General features: G+C 51.6%; 18 protein-coding genes, 1 tRNA gene and 3 rRNA genes. 16 read left to right on the plus strand and 6 right to left on the minus strand.

Annotated features, from left to right (window positions below):
• Window positions 1–16: 16 nt before the first annotated feature.
• Both mreB and csrD read right to left on the minus strand, forming a co-directional pair.
• Window positions 17–1,060, minus strand: a complete 1,044-nt coding sequence (mreB, locus tag MUA00_RS09480; RefSeq protein WP_000913396.1) for a rod shape-determining protein MreB — start codon at window positions 1,058–1,060, stop codon at window positions 17–19.
• Between the two features lie 307 nt (window positions 1,061–1,367).
• A complete protein-coding gene (csrD, locus tag MUA00_RS09485; protein ID WP_271122837.1) occupies window positions 1,368–3,308 on the minus strand; it encodes an RNase E specificity factor CsrD in 1,941 nt (646 codons plus the stop codon).
• Window positions 3,309–3,601: 293 nt separating this feature from the next.
• Between csrD and msrP the strand changes: the two genes are divergently transcribed.
• The 16 genes from msrP to MUA00_RS09565 all read left to right on the plus strand — a co-directional run bounded on the left by msrP (window position 3,602) and on the right by MUA00_RS09565 (window position 18,204).
• Window positions 3,602–4,606 (plus strand): protein-methionine-sulfoxide reductase catalytic subunit MsrP, encoded by a 1,005-nt coding sequence (gene msrP / locus MUA00_RS09490; protein ID WP_271122838.1) that lies wholly within the window; start codon window positions 3,602–3,604, stop codon window positions 4,604–4,606.
• A complete protein-coding gene (gene msrQ, locus MUA00_RS09495) occupies window positions 4,607–5,206 on the plus strand; it encodes a protein-methionine-sulfoxide reductase heme-binding subunit MsrQ (protein WP_271122839.1) in 600 nt (199 codons plus the stop codon).
• A 260-nt stretch (window positions 5,207–5,466) separates the two neighbouring features.
• A complete protein-coding gene (gene aroQ, locus MUA00_RS09500) occupies window positions 5,467–5,919 on the plus strand; it encodes a type II 3-dehydroquinate dehydratase (RefSeq protein WP_271122840.1) in 453 nt (150 codons plus the stop codon).
• Window positions 5,920–5,940: 21 nt separating this feature from the next.
• Window positions 5,941–6,420 (plus strand): acetyl-CoA carboxylase biotin carboxyl carrier protein, encoded by a 480-nt coding sequence (gene accB / locus MUA00_RS09505; RefSeq protein ID WP_271122841.1) that lies wholly within the window; start codon window positions 5,941–5,943, stop codon window positions 6,418–6,420.
• 10 nt (window positions 6,421–6,430) lie between these two features.
• Window positions 6,431–7,777, plus strand: coding sequence for an acetyl-CoA carboxylase biotin carboxylase subunit (accC, locus tag MUA00_RS09510; protein WP_271122842.1), 1,347 nt, complete (start codon window positions 6,431–6,433; stop codon window positions 7,775–7,777).
• A gap of 111 nt (window positions 7,778–7,888) precedes the next feature.
• Window positions 7,889–8,131: a YhdT family protein gene (locus MUA00_RS09515; protein ID WP_271122843.1), complete on the plus strand. Its 243-nt coding sequence runs from the start codon at window positions 7,889–7,891 to the stop codon at window positions 8,129–8,131.
• A complete protein-coding gene (gene panF / locus MUA00_RS09520; RefSeq protein ID WP_271122844.1) occupies window positions 8,121–9,575 on the plus strand; it encodes a sodium/pantothenate symporter in 1,455 nt (484 codons plus the stop codon). The genes MUA00_RS09515 and panF overlap by 11 nt, the downstream gene beginning before the upstream one ends.
• A gap of 11 nt (window positions 9,576–9,586) precedes the next feature.
• The gene (prmA, locus tag MUA00_RS09525) at window positions 9,587–10,468 is read left to right on the plus strand and encodes a 50S ribosomal protein L11 methyltransferase (protein ID WP_271122845.1); all 882 of its coding nucleotides are present in this window, start codon (window positions 9,587–9,589) and stop codon (window positions 10,466–10,468) included.
• A gap of 161 nt (window positions 10,469–10,629) precedes the next feature.
• On the plus strand, window positions 10,630–11,370 hold the full coding sequence (locus MUA00_RS09530) for a carbonic anhydrase (RefSeq protein ID WP_271122846.1): 741 nt from the start codon (window positions 10,630–10,632) through the stop codon (window positions 11,368–11,370).
• A gap of 374 nt (window positions 11,371–11,744) precedes the next feature.
• Window positions 11,745–12,710, plus strand: a complete 966-nt coding sequence (dusB, locus tag MUA00_RS09535; RefSeq protein ID WP_271122847.1) for a tRNA dihydrouridine synthase DusB — start codon at window positions 11,745–11,747, stop codon at window positions 12,708–12,710.
• A gap of 25 nt (window positions 12,711–12,735) precedes the next feature.
• A complete protein-coding gene (gene fis / locus MUA00_RS09540; RefSeq protein ID WP_000462905.1) occupies window positions 12,736–13,032 on the plus strand; it encodes a DNA-binding transcriptional regulator Fis in 297 nt (98 codons plus the stop codon).
• A 297-nt stretch (window positions 13,033–13,329) separates the two neighbouring features.
• Entirely contained in the window at window positions 13,330–13,551 is a 222-nt protein-coding gene (locus MUA00_RS09545) for a hypothetical protein (RefSeq protein ID WP_202306212.1), read from the plus strand.
• 498 nt (window positions 13,552–14,049) lie between these two features.
• The gene (locus MUA00_RS09550) at window positions 14,050–15,075 is read left to right on the plus strand and encodes an amino acid ABC transporter substrate-binding protein (protein ID WP_271122848.1); all 1,026 of its coding nucleotides are present in this window, start codon (window positions 14,050–14,052) and stop codon (window positions 15,073–15,075) included.
• Between the two features lie 70 nt (window positions 15,076–15,145).
• A complete protein-coding gene (locus tag MUA00_RS09555) occupies window positions 15,146–16,327 on the plus strand; it encodes an amino acid ABC transporter permease (protein ID WP_271122849.1) in 1,182 nt (393 codons plus the stop codon).
• Between the two features lie 9 nt (window positions 16,328–16,336).
• A complete protein-coding gene (locus MUA00_RS09560) occupies window positions 16,337–17,437 on the plus strand; it encodes an amino acid ABC transporter permease (protein ID WP_271122850.1) in 1,101 nt (366 codons plus the stop codon).
• Between the two features lie 8 nt (window positions 17,438–17,445).
• Complete coding sequence (locus MUA00_RS09565) at window positions 17,446–18,204, plus strand: amino acid ABC transporter ATP-binding protein (RefSeq protein ID WP_271122851.1); 759 nt, start codon at window positions 17,446–17,448, stop codon at window positions 18,202–18,204.
• A gap of 243 nt (window positions 18,205–18,447) precedes the next feature.
• Here the strand turns inward: MUA00_RS09565 and rrf (MUA00_RS09570) are convergent.
• From rrf (MUA00_RS09570) to MUA00_RS09585, 4 genes are all read right to left on the minus strand, one after another.
• Window positions 18,448–18,563, minus strand: a 5S ribosomal RNA gene (rrf, locus tag MUA00_RS09570).
• Between the two features lie 39 nt (window positions 18,564–18,602).
• Window positions 18,603–18,678 (minus strand) — tRNA-Thr (locus tag MUA00_RS09575).
• Window positions 18,679–18,729: 51 nt separating this feature from the next.
• Window positions 18,730–18,845, minus strand: a 5S ribosomal RNA gene (gene rrf, locus MUA00_RS09580).
• Window positions 18,846–18,946: 101 nt separating this feature from the next.
• Window positions 18,947–19,043: ribosomal RNA gene (locus tag MUA00_RS09585) — 23S ribosomal RNA — on the minus strand; the annotation flags it as partial.

Raw genomic sequence — 19,043 nt, forward strand, 5'->3', positions numbered from 1 at the left:
CCTTACCTGCGGCTGATTACTCTTCGCTGAACAAGTCGCCGCCGTGCATGTCGATCATTTCCAGCGCCTTGCCGCCGCCACGGGCTACGCAAGTCAATGGATCTTCTGCAACCACTACTGGAATACCGGTCTCTTCCATCAGCAGGCGGTCAAGGTTACGCAGCAATGCGCCACCGCCGGTCAACACCATGCCGCGCTCGGAGATGTCGGAAGCCAGTTCCGGCGGACACTGTTCCAGCGCAACCATAACCGCGCTAACAATACCCGTCAGCGGCTCTTGCAGCGCTTCGAGAATTTCGTTGGAATTCAGGGTGAAACCACGTGGAACACCTTCAGCCAGGTTACGACCACGCACTTCGATTTCACGCACTTCATCACCCGGATATGCAGAACCGATTTCATGCTTGATACGTTCGGCTGTTGCTTCCCCAATCAGGGAGCCGTAGTTACGACGCACATAATTAATGATGGCTTCATCGAAACGGTCGCCGCCGATACGAACAGAAGAGGAGTAAACCACGCCGTTCAGGGAGATAACGGCCACTTCAGTGGTACCGCCACCGATATCCACAACCATAGAACCGGTTGCTTCAGAAACCGGCAGGCCAGCACCGATAGCGGCAGCCATTGGCTCTTCAATCAGGAAGACTTCACGTGCGCCGGCGCCCTGAGCGGATTCACGGATTGCACGACGTTCTACCTGCGTTGCGCCAACGGGAACACACACCAGCACGCGCGGGCTTGGGCGCATAAAGCTATTGCTGTGAACCTGCTTGATGAAGTGCTGCAGCATTTTTTCAGTCACGAAGAAGTCAGCGATAACGCCGTCTTTCATTGGACGAATAGCCGCGATGTTGCCAGGCGTACGACCCAGCATTTGTTTTGCGTCATGGCCTACAGCAGCAACGCTTTTTGGTGAACCGGCACGATCCTGGCGAATGGCCACGACGGAGGGCTCATTCAGTACGATGCCTTGTCCTTTTACATAAATCAGGGTATTCGCGGTACCCAGGTCAATGGACAGGTCATTGGAAAACATGCCACGAAATTTTTTCAACATACTAAGGGATAATCCTGAAAGCTGGGGCGGAAACAAAATCCGCTTACTTTACCAACCACACGTTGCAGCGACAAGGCGCATAAATGTTCTGCGACGGTGAAAATTTGTGCAGTTTACTTCACCTGTTACACCTAAGAAACATTGGTTCTCAAACCGCTATATAAGGGAACAAACGCTGTAGATTAAACGAACAAGGCTAAGTAGCAAACCGATACATTAAATGCTGCGACATTCTGTCCGGCAGACGCAGGCGTCCCCTTAAGATGCAGCGCGCGTTATTCTACGTGAAAACTTGATAAACGGCAGGTTAAACCGAGTATCTTTGAGAATATTTTTTCACGTTGCTGTCGAGCGGCGCAGAGGCGGCAAAGAAATCACCCTGAGCGCCGCTCACCCCTTTCTCTACCAGCGTCTGCCATTCACTACGTTTTCTTACACCCGTGGCAAAAACCTGAGTTTGCGTTCCATGACAGGCTTCAACCAGGCTTTGTACAAATAACTGGTTTTCGGTTCGCTTCTCGATGTTTCTCACCAGCCCCGGATGAAGCTTAATAAGTTCTATATTCAGCGTCTTGATGTAGGTTGTACTCACAACGGTTAAGCCCGCCTGTACAACCGCAACACGAGCACCCAACGCCTTTATTAAACGTATAACTGGTTGTAACCGGCTGATGTGTTGACAAACATCTGCCTCTGCAAGTTCAAAAATAATTCGTTTACGGAGCGATTTTTCACATTGCATTAACGCATCCCTTAACCAGCGCTGGAAAGGAACGCGGATCAGCGAGTCGACGGTTATCTGGATGGCCAGCGTTTCTTCCGGCCAGAAGCTGACAAGAGGAAGGGCGCGGGTAACCAACTGGCGGTCATATTGTTCGAACAAACCGAACTGCCTCACCATCGGCATATACTCAGCCGAAAGAACTTCCTGTTCACCATCAAAGATACGGCACATGATTTCGCGATGGTGGGTATACCCGTCGCGCATTACCGCCGGTTTTTGATAGAAACGCGGGCCGCCGCGTCGCAGCGCCTGCTCAATGAGCGTACGCCACTTAACGTTTCCTCGCCCCTTTTCAGGCAGTTTATCGTCATACACCGACCAGCTATTCGCCCCCTGCAAAGAGGCATTGCGGGTTGCCACCTCAGCATTCTCCATGACCTGCTCTTTGGTCTGCCCGCTACGCCATGCGCAAATACCGATATGCAGCATATCGTTACGATCTAACATGCGGGTTGGCGGCAGGGTATCTATGGCCGTCAGAAGCTGGCTTGCAATGCCATCGGCTTCTTTTAACGTGCGATGCGGCAGCAGAACGGCAAAATCGCTACGGAAATAGCGCGCCAGCAACGCGCCGGGATAGCGCATCACAAAGGTCGACAGCATATTAATAAGCGTAAAGAGGTATTCTTCGGTCGCCGGGCGGCCCCAGGTATCATGGAGAGTGTCGAAATCAGGCAGGCGGATAATCATCACGACGCCATATGCGCCAACCCGCTCCTGGTCTTCAAGCAGCGTCGCCAACTGGTTATCAAAAAACAGCCGATTATTAAGCCCGGTTTTCGCGTCTTGTGCGGCGAAAGCGCGAATCAGCGTGTCCATTTTGCTGCGCTGTTCGCTTGCGTTTTGTAAATCAGAAAGCAGCACGTCAAGCGCGCTGCTGGCGCGGGTCGGCCACTCAAGCACCGAACCCCTCACTTCTGAACTCCGCTCGCCGTTAAGAATTCGGGTGGCGCGGGTTTCCAGCAACTCTTCTCCTGCGAGCTGTTTTTTCATCCAGCGAACGGCAAAAAACAGCACCACTACCATTAAACCGATAGCGACTGTGAGCGGCACGGTGTTAAACAAAGAGTTGTAGTAATTCGTCACGGGATCGCGAAAAGTCAGGCTGACAAACATGCCGGGATGTTTCATTAATTCAACCGTTACGCTGCGATAGCCGTAATGAGTGCCGGCAGGGTTATAGACCTGTTTCAGCTCATGTTCGTACACCACTTTGTCACCCATCCTAAGATGAATTTCAGTGATATCGATGGGAACCATGACTTCATTAAGACGAGCAAGCAACGCCTGTGGAGAAGAGGTGACCAGTTCGTTATCAATAATGGTGGCGACGGCCAGCACCCGCTGATTAACTTTTTCATGCGCTGCGTTAAAAAAACTCAGCGAGCACCCGATTAGCGTCACAAAGATAGCCAACCCGGTGAGTAAGGTCATGAAAGCAGAAAGCTTCGTCGTTAATCGCATCCTTGTGTTAACTCCGTATGATGAAAAATGTCGCCTTAAACCGGGCCATGATTGACGCGGCATTACATAGTAAAAGCCAATGCCAGGCAAATACCCACAGACAAAATATCGCCATTGATTGCGAAAAACGGGCATTACGCGTCAATTAGCGAGTATATACGCCTGCTTTTTTTTTCCAATGATATGCCCTTCGCGTGGCAGTCCCGTTGACTTAAATTTCAATTTTTTGTGACATATTCGCCGGGATGCAACTTCTCCGTCATGCTTAATAAAAAGCCCTACTGGAGATTGCCATGAAGAAGGTTACTCATCTGACCGAAGCGGACGTTACGCCAGAATCCGTTTTTTTGCTTAAGCGTCGTCAGATACTCAAAGCGCTTGGGGTTGGCGCGGCGGCGCTTTCTCTTCCGCGCACGGCTGACGCAGACATTCTCTCGTGGTTTAAAGGTAATGACCGCCCGCCCGCTCCGTCAGGTAAACCGCTGACATTCAGCCAGCCCGCGCAATGGCAGGCAAAACTCCCCCTCACGCCGGTTGATAAGGTCACCGGTTATAACAATTTTTATGAGTTTGGGCTGGATAAAGCCGATCCGGCAGCAAACGCGGGCAGCCTGAAAACCGATCCCTGGCAGGTGAAAATTAGCGGTGAAGTCGCCAAACCCATGACGCTCGATCTGGATGACTTATACAAACGCTTTCCATTAGAAGAACGCATTTACCGCATGCGCTGCGTGGAGGCCTGGTCAATGGTGGTGCCGTGGATAGGCTTCCCGCTAAGCAAATTGCTGGCGCTAGTCGAGCCGACCAGCAATGCTAAGTATGTCGCCTTTGAAACGCTCTACGCGCCGGAACAAATGCCCGGCCAGAAGGATCGTTTTATTGGCGGCGGCCTGAAATACCCGTATGTGGAAGGGCTTCGTCTCGACGAGGCCATGCACCCGCTGACCATGCTGACCGTTGGCGTTTACGGCAAAGCGCTGCCGCCGCAAAATGGCGCGCCCATTCGTCTCACCGTTCCCTGGAAATATGGTTTCAAGGGCATCAAGTCTATCGTCAGCATTAAGTTAGTTCGTGAATTACCGCCAACAACCTGGAACATGGCCGCGCCGGACGAATACGGGTTCTATGCCAATGTGAATCCACATGTTGATCACCCCCGCTGGTCACAGGCGTCGGAAAGATTTATCGGTTCCGGCGGCGTGCTGGATGTAAAACGTCAGCCAACCTCGCTGTTTAACGGTTATGCAGAGCAGGTTGCTTCGTTGTATCGCGGTTTGAATCTTAAGGAGAATTTTTAAGTGCGGCTGACTGCGAAACAAATTACCTGGCTGAAGGTGGCCCTACATCTCGCCGCCTTCCTGCCTTTTATATGGCTGTTCTATGCCGCCAGTCAGGGACTGTTTAGCGCGGATCCGGCGAAAGATATTCAGCATTTTACCGGCAGAATGGCGCTGAAATTGTTACTGGCTACGTTATTGATAACGCCGCTTGCCCGCTATGCTAAACAACCTTTGCTTATTCGCACACGTCGTTTGCTTGGCGTCTGGTGCTTTGCCTGGGCGACGCTGCATTTGGTCAGCTATTCGTTACTGGAGTTGGGGATAAGCAACCTGAGCCTGCTCGGTCAGGAACTGATAACGCGTCCCTATCTGTCTTTGGGTATTATTAGCTGGTTTGTTTTGCTGGCTTTAGCCGCGACCTCGACGCAAAGCGCGCAACGTAAGCTAGGTTCTCGCTGGCAAAAACTGCATAACTTCGTGTATTTGGTAGCTATCCTTGCGCCTGTTCACTATCTTTGGTCGGTAAAAATTATCTCTCCTCAGCCCTTGCTTTATGCTTTAGGTGCATTCATCCTCCTCGCCCTGCGTTATAAGAAGTTTCGTCAGTGGTGGCGTTAAGCCTGTAAATACGACCCTTCCGAAATTCTGAAAATGTGCTCACGCTGGCAAAAAAGACGTTTGCCGGGCAGGCGTCTTAAGCGATATCAGTTGGAAATCTTCCCTGATAAGACCAGTATTTAGCTGCCAAATGCTACGAAATCGTTATAATGTGCGACTTTGGTTTTTCCGAGGGGTCATTTTTAGGCTCTGAAGGTGACAACCGGGCAACTTAGGTATATTTTGTAAAATGCCTACAAATTGCAGGAGATGGCAGCACGATGTCGGGTAAATTTCACATTTTGCTTTTGAACGGTCCAAATCTGAATATGCTGGGAACGCGCGAGCCGGATAAATACGGCGACCAGACTCTGGCACAGATTGTTAACATGCTTGAAAACGAAGCGAAAACCCTCAACGTGTCGCTCAGCCACCTGCAATCGAATGCGGAATATGCGCTAATCGACCGAATTCATCAGGCGAAAGACGACGTCGACTTTATTCTGATTAATCCGGCCGCGTTTACGCATACGAGCGTTGCGCTGCGTGATGCCCTGCTTGCGGTGAATATCCCGTTTATCGAGATCCATCTGAGCAATGTGCATGCGCGCGAACCGTTCCGCCATCATTCGTATCTTTCTGATAAAGCTGTCGGCGTTATCTGCGGATTAGGCGCTGACGGTTATTCATATGCACTACAGACGGCGGTCAAACGCCTGTCAAAATCCATCTAAACAAGAGTACGGAACCCACTCATGGATATTCGTAAGATTAAAAAACTGATCGAGCTGGTTGAAGAATCAGGCATCTCCGAACTGGAAATTTCTGAAGGCGAAGAGTCTGTTCGTATCAGCCGTAGCGCGCCAAACGCGAGCTACCCGATGATGCAACAAGCTTATGCTGCACCAATGTACCAGCCACAGCCGCAACCTGGTCTGTCTAACGCTGTTGCACCTACCGCCGCCCCGGCGATGGAAGCGCCAGCGGCTGCTGAAGTCAGTGGTCACATCGTACGTTCCCCGATGGTCGGTACTTTCTACCGCACCCCAAGCCCGGATGCGAAAGCGTTTGTTGAAGTTGGCCAGAAAGTTAACGTTGGCGACACTCTGTGCATCGTTGAAGCAATGAAAATGATGAACCAGATCGAAGCTGACAAATCTGGCGTGGTGAAGGCCATTCTGGTGGAAAACGGCCAACCGGTAGAATTTGACGAGCCGCTGGTCGTCATCGAGTAACGAGGCGAACATGCTGGATAAAATTGTTATCGCTAACCGTGGTGAGATTGCCCTGCGTATTCTTCGTGCCTGTAAAGAACTGGGCATCAAGACCGTCGCCGTGCACTCCACCGCGGACCGCGACTTAAAACACGTACTGCTGGCGGATGAGACGGTCTGTATCGGCCCGGCTCCGTCCGTAAAAAGCTATCTGAACATCCCGGCAATTATCTCTGCGGCTGAAATCACTGGCGCAGTAGCGATTCACCCGGGTTACGGCTTCCTGTCTGAAAACGCCAACTTTGCCGAGCAGGTTGAGCGTTCTGGCTTTATCTTCATTGGCCCGCGTGCTGAAACTATCCGTCTGATGGGCGATAAAGTTTCTGCAATCAACGCCATGAAAAAAGCCGGCGTGCCTTGTGTGCCAGGCTCTGACGGCCCGCTGAACGACGATATGGATAAGAACCGCGCCCATGCGAAACGCATCGGTTATCCGGTAATTATCAAAGCGTCCGGCGGCGGCGGCGGTCGTGGTATGCGCGTGGTTCGCAGCGATGCGGAACTGGAACAATCCATTAATATGACCCGTGCGGAAGCGAAAGCGGCTTTCAACAACGATATGGTCTATATGGAGAAGTACCTCGAAAACCCTCGCCATATCGAAATTCAGGTACTGGCGGACGGTCAGGGTAACGCAATCTATCTGGCAGAACGCGACTGCTCCATGCAGCGTCGTCACCAGAAAGTTGTTGAAGAAGCACCAGCGCCGGGCATCACGCCTGAACTGCGCCGCTTCATCGGCGAGCGTTGCGCGAAAGCCTGTGTCGATATCAACTATCGTGGTGCGGGCACCTTCGAGTTCCTGTTCGAAAACGGCGAGTTCTACTTCATTGAGATGAACACCCGTATTCAGGTTGAGCATCCGGTCACTGAAATGATTACCGGCGTTGACCTGATCAAAGAACAACTGCGTATCGCTGCCGGTCAGCCGCTGTCTATCAAGCAGGATGAAGTTCATGTTAAAGGCCACGCGGTGGAATGCCGTATTAACGCCGAAGACCCGAACACCTTCCTGCCAAGCCCGGGCAAAATCACCCGCTTCCATGCGCCAGGTGGTTTTGGCGTGCGCTGGGAATCGCATATTTACGCCGGTTATACAGTGCCGCCGTACTACGACTCCATGATTGGCAAACTGATCTGTTACGGCGAAACCCGTGAAGTGGCGATCTCTCGTATGAAGAACGCCCTGGCTGAGCTGATCATCGATGGCATTAAAACCAACGTTGAGCTGCAGACCCGTATCATGAACGACGAACACTTCCAGCATGGTGGCACTAACATCCACTATCTGGAGAAAAAGCTGGGTCTTCAGGACTAAGCTTTTCTACTACGTCGCTAAAAAGGCCGCTTGCGCGGCCTTTTCTTTTTTGATCCCCCTCCTGCTGCTATGCGTTACAATCGCCGCTTTCCGCGAATTCAAGGGACGATAATGGACACGCGTTTTGTTCAGGCCCATAAAGAAGCGCGCTGGGCGCTGTGGCTAACCCTGGCCTACCTCGCAGCTTGGTTAGTGGCTGCTTACTTACCCGGTAATGAGATTGGCCCGACCGGCCTGCCGCACTGGTTTGAGATGGCCTGTCTGCTGGTACCGCTGGTTTTTATTCTGCTGTGCTGGATGATGGTGAAGTTTATCTTCCGGGATATTCCGCTGGAGGACGACAATGCAGCTTGAAGTTGTCCTGCCCCTCGTAGCTTATCTGCTCGTGGTGTTTGGCTTATCCATTTACGCTATGCGCAAACGTAGCGCCGGTAACTTCCTGAACGAATACTTCCTGGGCAGCCGCTCAATGGGTGGATTCGTATTAGCGATGACCTTAACCGCCACCTATATCAGCGCCAGTTCGTTTATCGGCGGGCCAGGGGCTGCCTATAAATACGGCCTGGGTTGGGTTCTGCTGGCGATGATCCAGCTACCCGCAGTCTGGTTGTCGTTAGGCATTTTAGGGAAGAAGTTTGCCATTCTGGCCCGCCGTTACAATGCGGTGACGCTTAACGATATGCTTTATGCCCGCTACCAAAGCCGCCTGCTGGTCTGGCTGGCAAGCCTGAGCCTGCTGGTTGCTTTTATCGGCGCGATGACCGTGCAGTTTATCGGTGGCGCTCGCCTGCTTGAGACCGCTGCGGGTATTCCTTACGAAACCGGCCTGCTGATTTTCGGGATCAGCATTGCGCTTTACACCGCGTTCGGCGGTTTTCGTGCCAGTGTATTAAACGACGCAATGCAGGGACTTGTGATGTTGCTTGGCACCGTCCTGCTGTTGATTGGCGTAATTCATGCCGCAGGCGGTCTCGAAAGTGCCGTTGATAAACTTCAGCATATCGATCCGAAGCTGGTTTCTCCGCAGGGCGCAGATAACATTCTTTCACCGGCCTTTATGACCTCGTTCTGGGTGCTGGTGTGCTTTGGCGTGATTGGTTTGCCGCACACCGCCGTGCGCTGCATCTCCTATAAAGACAGTAAAGCCGTTCACCGAGGCATTATTCTGGGCACTATCGTGGTGGCCATATTGATGTTTGGCATGCATCTGGCGGGCGCGCTGGGTCGGGCCGTACTGCCGGATCTGCACGTGCCGGATCTTGTCATTCCTACGCTAATGGTTACGGTACTGCCGCCCGTGGCGGCCGGGATCTTTCTTGCGGCGCCGATGGCGGCCATTATGTCTACCATCAACGCGCAACTGCTTCAGTCCTCTGCGACGATCGTAAAAGATCTCTACCTCAACATGAGGCCTGAGCAGATCCGCAATGAAAAGCTGCTTAAGCGCATGTCCTCCGTCATTACGCTGGTATTAGGCGCTCTGTTATTGCTTGCCGCCTGGCGTCCGCCGGAGATGATAATCTGGCTTAACCTGCTCGCTTTCGGCGGCCTGGAAGCTGTGTTCCTCTGGCCGCTGGTGCTGGGCCTGTACTGGGAACGTGCGAATGCGACGGGCGCGCTAAGCGCGATGATCGTAGGCGGCGTGCTGTATGCCCTGCTGGCAAGTTTTAATATCCAGCTATTCAGCTTCCACCCGATCGTTCCTTCACTATTATTAAGCTTGCTGGCCTTCGTGATCGGCAACCGCTTTGGCCACAGGATGCCTGAGCCAGCGCTTGTTTCAACTACTGATAAATAAAGAGTTTCGCCATGCCATGGATTCAACTGAAGATTAATACCTCCGGCTCAAACGCTGAAGAACTCGGCGATGCCCTGATAGAAAGCGGATCGGTATCCGTTACGTTTCAGGACACGCATGACACGCCGGTATTTGAACCTCTGCCGGGTGAAACTCGTCTGTGGGGCGATACCGATGTGATTGGCCTGTTTGATGCCGAAGCCGATATGGCCGAGGTTGTCGCCATCCTTGAAAATCATCCTCTGCTCGGCGAAGGCTTCCACCATAAAATTGAACAGCTCGAAGACAAAGACTGGGAACGTGAATGGATGGACAACTTTCATCCTATGCGCTTCGGTAAGCGACTATGGATTTGCCCAAGCTGGCGCGACGTGCCTGACGCAAACGCCGTGAACGTAATGCTCGACCCGGGCCTGGCGTTCGGCACCGGCACTCATCCCACCACTTCTCTTTGCCTTGAATGGCTCGACGGGCTGGATTTAGCAGGCAAAACCGTCATCGATTTCGGCTGCGGTTCCGGCATTCTGGCCATTGCCGCTTTGAAGCTGGGCGCGGCAAAAGCCATCGGCATTGATATCGATCCTCAGGCAATTCAGGCCAGCCGTGATAATGCCCAGCGTAACGGTGTTTCTGAACGCCTGGAGCTTTATTTGCCAAAAGACCAGCCAGAAGCCATGAGCGCCGACGTGGTGGTCGCTAACATCCTCGCAGGTCCATTGCGTGAACTGGCGCCATTAATCAGCGTGCTGCCGGTCCAGGGAGGTTTTCTGGGTCTTTCTGGCGTACTGGCAAGCCAGGCGGAAGGCGTTTGCGAAGCCTATGCGGATAAATTCACGCTCGACCCGGTTGCTGAAAAAGAAGAGTGGTGCCGTATTACGGGGATCAAACGCTAGTCTGCTTTCGATAACGTGGTCATAAGGCCACGTTATTATTCCTAAATTTTATCCCTCCACCTTTTTTGCTCCTCGCGCCCTCAGGCCCTTGCCTTATAATACCCCACTTAATTCATTGAATTAAATAATATTTAAAAACAACATAATCACGGAATGAATATATGAACAATACTTTACGCGCCGCGGCAATCTTCGTTATCACCGTTTTACCGGACTATGCGATGGCATCGCACTGGAGCTATGAAGGGGCAGAATCGCCGGAACACTGGAGCGAAACAGGGCCAGAAAATCAGCTGTGCAAAAGCGGGATGAACCAGTCACCGGTAAATATTGACGCAACGGTTAAAGCACATATTACTCCGTTGAAAGCCAGCTATATGGATTCCCCGGTTACGCTCCTCAACAATGGCCATACCATTCAGGCAGGGTTCGCGCCTGACGCTAAAGATACCCTGATCGTTGACGGCGCGCCTTACCAGCTTGAGCAGCTCCATTTCCACGCTCCGAGCGAAAATACAATCCACGGCAAGCACTACGCTATGGAAATGCACCTGGTCCATAAGAATGCCCAAGGGGAAATTGCCGTCGTTGCGGTAATGTTCGAGACCGGTGAGGCGAACAGCGAGCTGGACAAACTCTGGCGGAACATGCCGGCAAAAGCGGATGAATCCTTCGGGCTCAGACAGAAAATTGACGTCAATAAATTGCTGCCGAAAGAGTTATCGCACTATCGCTTCAGCGGCTCTCTGACAACGCCTCCCTGTAGCGAAGGCGTGCGCTGGCTGGTAATGAAGCACCCGGTGATGCTTTCTGAACAACAGTTGCATCAATTCACCGCGGTTATGCATCATGACAATAATCGACCGGTACAGCCTCTGCATGGACGCGTCGTGGTGGAATAAGCAGCAAAAAGGCGGGAAAATGCTCCCGCCGTTAAGCCTTTTTTCCCCGTCCGTCTCCGGCATTTAAGACAGGAAAAATGCGACATTCGTCGCATTAAAACACCGGGAGTGATGAATAAAGCAGCGATTTATCTGGCTATAACGCCCTAAATAGCAGTTAATTGCTACTGATTTTACATTAATCCTGAAAGCGCACAAAACAACCAATAATATATAACCTATTAATATTTAAATTTATTTATCGTAGATATTCTCACAGCCTAATGATTCATTGATCTACAACAGCGGATTGTTCAAAGTTTGTCCTTTCATCTCGTGTAAAAAATGCGTAATATACGCCGCCTTGCAGGTACAGTATGGTCATTTCTTAACTCATGCGCATCGGACACCACCAGCTCAGAAATCGCCTTATCGCAGCACCTATGGCTGGCATTACCGACAGACCGTTCAGGACACTGTGTTATGAGATGGGAGCAGGTTTAACCGTTTCCGAGATGATGTCTTCTAACCCGGAAGTTTGGGCGAGTGACAAATCCCGTTTACGGATGGTGCATGTCGATGAGCCGGGTATTCGCACCGTGCAAATCGCCGGCAGCGTGCCTGAAGAAATGGCAGAAGCCGCACGCATTAACGTGGCTAATGGCGCTCAGATTATTGATATCAATATGGGGTGCCCGGCAAAGAAAGTGAATCGTAAACTGGCAGGTTCAGCCCTTCTGCAGTACCCGAGTCTGGTGAAGTCTATCGTGACGACGGTGGTGAAGGCGGTGGACGTTCCTGTGACGTTAAAGATTCGCACTGGCTGGGACACGGCGCACCGTAACTGTGTAGAGATTGCCCAACTGGCTGAAGAATGTGGCATTCAGGCTCTGACAATTCATGGACGCACCCGCGCCTGTTTATTCCAGGGAAACGCTGAGTACGACAGTATTCGGGCAGTTAAGCAGAAAGTTTCCATTCCGATTATCGCGAATGGCGACATTACTGACCCGCTTAAAGCCAGAGCTGTACTCGACTATACAGGGGCTGATGCTCTGATGATAGGACGTGCAGCTCAGGGAAGACCCTGGATCTTTCGGGAAATCCAGCACTATCTGGACACTGGAGAGCTGCTTCCTCCCTTGCCTCTGGCAGAGGTGAAGCGCTTACTTTGCGCACATATTCGGGAACTCCATGACTTTTATGGTCAGGTAAAGGGATACCGAATTGCGCGCAAACACGTATCCTGGTATCTCCAGGAACACGCTCCGGATGACCAGTTTCGGCGCACATTCAACGCCATTGAGGATGCAAGCGAACAGCTTGAGGCGTTGGAGGCATACTTCGAAAATTTTGCGTAAACAGAAATAAAGAGCTGACAGAACTATGTTCGAACAACGCGTAAATTCTGACGTACTGACCGTTTCTACCGTTAACTCTCAGGATCAGGTTACCCAAAAACCCCTGCGTGACTCCGTGAAACAGGCACTGAAGAACTATTTTGCTCAACTGAATGGTCAAGATGTAAACGATCTGTATGAGCTGGTACTGGCTGAAGTAGAGCAGCCATTGTTGGACATGGTGATGCAATACACCCGTGGCAACCAAACCCGTGCTGCTCTGATGATGGGCATCAACCGTGGTACGCTGCGCAAAAAATTGAAAAAATACGGCATGAACTGATACTAATCAGTTAGTGTTGTTTAAGAAGGCGCGACCCGGCATGGGGAAGCGCCTTTTTTATCGTCCAAATTACAGGCCTGCCTCCATTTTCTCTCCATAGTTTTACGTCCGCGCCCTCTTTTCTCCACTTTGTTTACAGTGCACACGAATTGCAATTATTCCCTTCTCCTTGCGGGGTGATGGCGATGATAAAATAAGCACATTCACGCCGGGGTGGATTTTGTGAAGACTCAGTGCCTTTCCTGCGCACCAGTGAGAGTTATCCCTGCCCCGGGTATGTATCAATGAGGTTTGAAAATGAAAAAGCTAATTGCCGCCGCCCTGCTTTCCACGCTTCTGGCTGGTTGTGCGACCAATTCACCTTGCGTGCCGGTTTATGACGATCAGGGTCGTCTGGTGCATACCAATACCTGTATGAAAGGCACAACTCAGGATAACTGGGAAACCGCAGGCGCTATAGCCGGTGGTGCAGCCGCGCTTGCTGGCTTGACCCTGGGTATCGTTGCTCTGACCAAATAAACCCGGTCAGTATGATGAAAAGCGCGAGCGGCCCCTCGCGCTTTTTTTTTGCGCTGCATTATTAAGGTGCATTTTTTAATTCCAGGTAAATTTTTAGCGACACGACAGAACGCCCCCCGGCAGCCGATGTGAAACAAATCACTCAAATTCACACCGCTTCATTCATTTGCATTCCACAGCGTGATAATTCTCACATCTCAACCCAATCCCTGTCATTGCTACTATTAACGCCTGAAATCAGTTCCTTTCGCATTATCAAATCCTGAAACTTTTTTGCTCTGAAATGTGGCGCAGGTTTCAATTTTGCACCGTCACGGGGCGTTGAGCGCACATTTTCCTGTCTACACTCAGCTTACTGCGGCAAACGTACACGCAATACGCCCGCTGCAAACCTGGCATCCCCTTTGCTTTAAAGAGACTGGCAGATGCCACAGATTGAAAACGGCGCCTTTGGGAGCCGCAAACATATAACGATAATTTCGCCACACAGGATGCATTATGAAAAAGATGATGATCGCCACTCTGGTCGCAGCCGGTTCGTTGTTAGCAGTTGCAGGCCAGGCTCATGCCGGGACCTCGCTTGATGCAGTAAAGAAGAAAGGCTTTGTGCAATGCGGGATCAGTGATGGCTTGCCAGGCTTCTCTTACGCCGATGCGAGCGGTAAATTCACCGGTATTGATGTGGACGTTTGCCGTGGCGTCGCCGCTGCGGTTTTTGGAGATGCCACCAAGGTTAAATATACCCCGCTGACCGCCAAAGAACGTTTCACCGCTTTGCAGTCTGGCGAAGTCGACATTCTTTCTCGTAATACTACCTGGACTTCCTCGCGCGACGCGGGCATGGGCATGATCTTCACCGGCGTAACCTATTACGATGGCATCGGTTTCCTGACGCATAATAAAGCCGGCCTGAAAAGCGCTAAAGAGCTGGATGGCGCAACGGTTTGTATCCAGGCCGGCACCGACACCGAGCTGAACGTAGCGGACTATTTCAAAGCCAATAATATGAAGTACACCCCGGTGACGTTCGACCGTTCTGACGAATCCGCTAAAGCGCTGGAGTCTGGCCGTTGCGATACCCTTGCCTCCGACCAGTCTCAGCTATACGCGCTGCGCATCAAGCTGAGCAATCCTGCTGAATGGATCGTTCTGCCAGAAGTTATTTCTAAAGAACCGCTGGGCCCGGTTGTTCGCCGTGGTGATGAGGACTGGTTCGCCATTGTGCGCTGGACGTTGTTCGCCATGCTGAACGCAGAAGAAATGGGCGTGGATTCTAAAAACGTCGATCAGATGGCCGCAAATCCAACCACGCCGGACATGGCTCACCTGTTAGGTAAAGAAGGCGACTTCGGTAAGGATCTGAAGCTCGACAATAAATGGGCATACAACATCGTCAAACAAGTCGGTAACTACGCCGAGATTTTCGAGCATAACGTTGGTTCCGAAAGCCCGCTGAAGATCAAACGTGGTCAGAACAACCTGTGGAACAAAGGCGGCATCCAGTACGCTCCGCCGGTTCGCTAAGCGAAATGTCAGGAATGGGCACTGCGCGCGCAGTGCCCAGGGTTTGAGTTTATGTTACTGAGGTTTGCTTATGTTCCAACGCCGCCCAACCGTAAAAGGAGACCTCTCCTTTTCTAATCCCGCGGTTCGTGCCTGGCTGTATCAGATTGTCGCCGTTGCTATCGTTGTTGGCATTGCGGCTTACCTGATACACAACACCGTCACTAACCTTAATAATCGCGGCATTACCTCAGGTTTCGCTTTCCTCGACCGAGCCGCCGGTTTCGGCATCGTCCAGCATCTGATTGACTATGAGCAGGGTGATACCTATGGCCGGGTTTTTGTCGTCGGGTTATTGAATACCTTGCTGGTATCCGCACTGTGCATTGTGTTTGCGTCCTTTCTCGGTTTCTTCCTGGGCCTTGCTCGTCTGTCTGAAAACTGGCTATTACGCAAACTATCGACCATCTACATTGAGACATTCCGAAACATTCCGCCGCTGCTGCAAATCTTTTTCTGGTATTTTGCCGTATTGCGCAACCTTCCCGGTCCCCGTCAGGCGGTGAATGCATTTGATCTGCTCTTTCTTAGCAACCGCGGGCTTTATATTCCTTCGCCACAGATGGGCGAAGGGCTACTGGCCTTTATCGTCGCGATAATTGTGGCGCTTGCCGTTTCCGCAGGTCTCTTTCGCTATAACAAAACGCATCAGATCAAAACCGGACAGCTTCGCCGCACATGGCCTGTCGCGTTGGGATTGCTGATTTTGCTGCCGGCTATAGCACAGTGGGCTTTCGGCGCGGCGCTGCACTGGGATGTGCCCGCCTTGCGCGGTTTCAACTTCCGTGGAGGGATGGTTCTGATCCCTGAACTGGCGGCTTTAACTCTGGCTTTATCGGTATATACCTCGGCTTTTATCGCAGAGATTATCCGCTCCGGTATTCAGTCAGTGCCCCATGGCCAGCATGAAGCAGCGCGTTCATTAGCGCTGCCAAATACTGTGACATTACGCCAGGTCATTATTCCTCAGGCCCTGCGGGTCATCATCCCGCCATTGACCAGCCAGTATCTCAACATCGTAAAAAACTCCTCTCTGGCGGCGGCAATTGGCTATCCGGATATGGTATCGCTGTTTGCCGGTACGGTGCTAAATCAGACCGGACAGGCCATCGAAACCATTGCCATAACCATGTCGGTTTATCTGATTATCAGCCTGAGCATCTCCCTGCTGATGAATATCTATAACCGCCGCATAGCGCTGATTGAGCGTTAAGGAGCCATGATGACAAAAGCATTAACCTCCCATCAGGCGCCGCCAAAAGCCGTTCGTTCGGGTGCGGTGCAATGGGCCCGTAAAAATCTGTTTTCCAGTTGGTCCAACAGCCTGCTCACGCTTTTCTGTTTATGGATGATGTGGGAGCTCATTCCGCCGTTGCTTAACTGGACGATTTTCCAGGCTAACTGGCTGGGTGAAACGCGTGCAGACTGCACCAAAGAAGGCGCCTGCTGGGTGTTCATTCATGCCCGTTTTGGCCAGTTTATGTATGGGCTTTACCCGCACGATCAGCGCTGGCGTATCAATCTTGCTTTGCTTGTCGGCCTGCTCTCTATCGTACCTATGTTCTGGAATGCAATGCCACGTCGCGGGCGCTATATCGCTACCTGGGCGGTTATTTATCCTCTGGTAGTCTGGTGGCTGATGTACGGCGGTTTTCTGGGGCTGGAACGCGTGGAAACGCGCCAGTGGGGTGGACTGACGTTAACCTTGATTATCGCATCCGTCGGGATCGCCGGTGCTTTGCCGCTTGGGATTCTTCTGGCGCTTGGCCGCCGATCGCGCATGCCGGTGGTGAGGATCCTGTCAGTTGTATTTATCGAGTTCTGGCGCGGCGTTCCGCTAATCACCGTGCTATTCATGTCATCGGTCATGCTCCCGCTGTTTCTTGCGGAGGGAACAAGCATAGATAAGCTGATCCGTGCGCTGGTAGGGGTGATCCTTTTCCAGTCGGCTTACGTCGCTGAGGTAGTCCGTGGCGGTTTACAGGCATTGCCTAAAGGCCAATACGAAGCGGCAGAATCTTTAGCGCTGGGCTACTGGAAAACACAGGGGTTAGTCATTTTACCGCAGGCGCTAAAACTGGTGATCCCGGGCCTGGTTAACACCATTATTGCGCTCTTTAAGGACACCAGTCTGGTGATCATTATCGGCCTGTTCGATCTGTTTAGCAGCGTGCAGCAGGCCACGGTGGACCCCGCCTGGCTGGGGATGTCTACCGAAGGTTATGTCTTTGCGGCCCTGATCTATTGGGCATTTTGTTTCAGCATGTCGCGCTACAGCCAGCACCTGGAAAAGCGCTTTAACACCGGGCGTACACCGCACTGAGGATAAAAATGAGTCAAGTTACTATGCAACCTGCTGACGCAATGATTTTGTTGGAGAATGTGAATAAATGGTTCGGACAGTTTCACGTTCTGAAGGATATCAATCTTAAAGTTAAACAAGGTGAACGTATTGTCCTTTGCGGGCCGTCAGGTTCGGGGAAATCCACCACCATTCGCTGCATTAATCATCTTGAAGAGCATCAAAAGGGCCGCATCGTTGTTGACGGAACAGAGCTGAATGACGATTTACGCAATATAGAAAAAGTGCGCACTGAGGTAGGGATGGTTTTCCAGCACTTTAATCTTTTCCCTCATCTGACGGTGCTACAGAACTGTACGCTCGCGCCAATTTGGGTGAAAAAGATGCCGAAGAAAGAGGCTGAAGCACTGGGTATGCACTATCTGGAACGGGTCCGAATCGCCGAACATGCCCATAAATTCCCCGGACAAATCTCCGGCGGGCAGCAGCAGCGCGTGGCGATTGCCCGTTCACTGTGCATGAAGCCCAAGATTATGCTGTTCGACGAACCCACTTCCGCGCTCGATCCGGAAATGGTGAAGGAAGTGCTGGATACCATGATTGGCCTTGCGCAGTCAGGTATGACAATGCTGTGCGTAACGCATGAAATGGGTTTCGCAAGAACGGTAGCCGACAGGGTGATCTTTATGGATCGAGGAGAAATCGTTGAGCAAGCTGCGCCAGAAGAATTTTTTGCGCATCCTAAATCAGAACGTACCCGTGCTTTCCTTTCTCAGGTTATCCATTGATATCCCCGACAAGCACAAAACAAAAAGGCCACCCGTTAAGGTGGCCTTCATGTTTTACCTGGAACCCGGCAGTGCCTTCATTAATCGTATCATCCTGATACTCGTCCCTTCGAGCCGCCGTAAAAGCATTCAAAATTGTTCCCGACGCTTTGTCGCATGAACATACTTGAGCAGATAACCGGGCAGACTGAGATAAATAAAAAAGCCCCGCACTTGCGTGCAGGGCTTTTTTATTTATTTGAAGCCTGGCAGTTCCCTACTCTCGCATGGGGAGACCCCACACTACCATCGGCGCTACGGCGTTTCACTTCTGAGTTCGGCATGGGGTCAGGTGGGACCACCGCGCTAGTGCCGCCAGGCAAATTCTTTATTAAATCGTCTAACTTTAACTTAAAAACTGGTGCTGATACCCAGAGTCGAACTGGGGACCTCACCCTTACCAAGGGTGCGCTCTACCAACTGAGCCATATCAGCACGCTAATTCTTATAACAGCCTGCTTTAAAAGCAAACTTTACTTATTTGGAGCCTGGCAGTTCCCTACTCTCGCATGGGGAGACCCCACACTACCATCGGCGCTACGGCGTTTCACTTCTGAGTTCGGCATGGGATCAGGTGGGACCACCGCGCTAGTGCCGCCAGGCATATTCTGTTTCATTAACCGTCATTCTTCATGACCATTAATATTAATCTCGGAATTCAGCTGAAAATCAGTCTCTCTCACCAAAACACCTTCGGTGTTGTAAGGTTAAGCCTCACGGATCATTAGTACTGGTTAGCTCAATGCATCGCTGCACTTACACACCCAGCCTATCAACGTCGTCGTCTTCAACGTTCCTTC

The organism is Dryocola boscaweniae (assembly GCF_025215095.1).
Taxonomy (GTDB): domain Bacteria; phylum Pseudomonadota; class Gammaproteobacteria; order Enterobacterales; family Enterobacteriaceae; genus Dryocola; species Dryocola boscaweniae.

Bases quoted from the DNA above. Each gene is read 5' to 3' on its own strand.
- mreB (WP_000913396.1), bottom strand. From the start codon at position 1,060: ATGTTGAAAAAATTTCGTGGCATGTTTTCCAATGACCTGTCCATTGAC.
- dusB (WP_271122847.1), top strand. From the start codon at position 11,745: ATGCGCATCGGACACCACCAGCTCAGAAATCGCCTTATCGCAGCACCT.
- MUA00_RS09550 (WP_271122848.1), top strand. From the start codon at position 14,050: ATGAAAAAGATGATGATCGCCACTCTGGTCGCAGCCGGTTCGTTGTTA.
- fis (WP_000462905.1), top strand. From the start codon at position 12,736: ATGTTCGAACAACGCGTAAATTCTGACGTACTGACCGTTTCTACCGTT.
- MUA00_RS09565 (WP_271122851.1), top strand. From the start codon at position 17,446: ATGAGTCAAGTTACTATGCAACCTGCTGACGCAATGATTTTGTTGGAG.
- msrP (WP_271122838.1), top strand. From the start codon at position 3,602: ATGAAGAAGGTTACTCATCTGACCGAAGCGGACGTTACGCCAGAATCC.
- MUA00_RS09560 (WP_271122850.1), top strand. From the start codon at position 16,337: ATGACAAAAGCATTAACCTCCCATCAGGCGCCGCCAAAAGCCGTTCGT.
- csrD (WP_271122837.1), bottom strand. From the start codon at position 3,308: ATGCGATTAACGACGAAGCTTTCTGCTTTCATGACCTTACTCACCGGG.
- accB (WP_271122841.1), top strand. From the start codon at position 5,941: ATGGATATTCGTAAGATTAAAAAACTGATCGAGCTGGTTGAAGAATCA.
- MUA00_RS09530 (WP_271122846.1), top strand. From the start codon at position 10,630: ATGAACAATACTTTACGCGCCGCGGCAATCTTCGTTATCACCGTTTTA.
- MUA00_RS09515 (WP_271122843.1), top strand. From the start codon at position 7,889: ATGGACACGCGTTTTGTTCAGGCCCATAAAGAAGCGCGCTGGGCGCTG.
- panF (WP_271122844.1), top strand. From the start codon at position 8,121: ATGCAGCTTGAAGTTGTCCTGCCCCTCGTAGCTTATCTGCTCGTGGTG.
- prmA (WP_271122845.1), top strand. From the start codon at position 9,587: ATGCCATGGATTCAACTGAAGATTAATACCTCCGGCTCAAACGCTGAA.
- accC (WP_271122842.1), top strand. From the start codon at position 6,431: ATGCTGGATAAAATTGTTATCGCTAACCGTGGTGAGATTGCCCTGCGT.
- MUA00_RS09545 (WP_202306212.1), top strand. From the start codon at position 13,330: ATGAAAAAGCTAATTGCCGCCGCCCTGCTTTCCACGCTTCTGGCTGGT.
- MUA00_RS09555 (WP_271122849.1), top strand. From the start codon at position 15,146: ATGTTCCAACGCCGCCCAACCGTAAAAGGAGACCTCTCCTTTTCTAAT.
- aroQ (WP_271122840.1), top strand. From the start codon at position 5,467: ATGTCGGGTAAATTTCACATTTTGCTTTTGAACGGTCCAAATCTGAAT.